Source organism: Achromobacter pulmonis (genome assembly GCF_002885955.2).
Classification (GTDB): Bacteria; Pseudomonadota; Gammaproteobacteria; order Burkholderiales; family Burkholderiaceae_B; genus Achromobacter; species Achromobacter pulmonis_A.
The window spans coordinates 1-317 of sequence record NZ_POQS01000099.1 but is presented as its reverse complement, the minus strand read 5'-3'; the positions used below and the strand labels follow the sequence as shown (position 1 = coordinate 317).

Sequence of the window (317 nt, the reverse complement as noted above, 5' to 3'; positions counted from 1 at the left end):
CGGCGTGCTGTCGGTCGGCCGCGTACAGACCCCGACGCTCAAGCTCGTTGTGGACCGCGACCGCGAGATCGCGCGCTTCGTGTCCGTACCATACTGGGCCATCGCCGTGTCCCTGTTCGCAGGCGGTTCGACTTTCGCCGCGCAATGGGTTCCACCCGATGCGTGCACCGACGACGCAGGCCGCTGCCTGCGGCAGCCGGTCGCACAGCAGACCATGCAGCAGATCCGCGCTGCGGGCAGTGCCCACGTCGTGTCGGTGGAGACTGAGCGTGTCCGCGAAGGCCCGCCGCTGCCGTTCGACCTGGGCACCTTGCAGG

General features: G+C 69.4%; 1 protein-coding gene. It reads left to right on the top strand.

The window, feature by feature from the left end:
- The coding region (locus C1I89_RS33920; RefSeq protein WP_258231590.1) for a DNA topoisomerase at window positions 1-317 on the top strand (317 nt) is incomplete at both ends.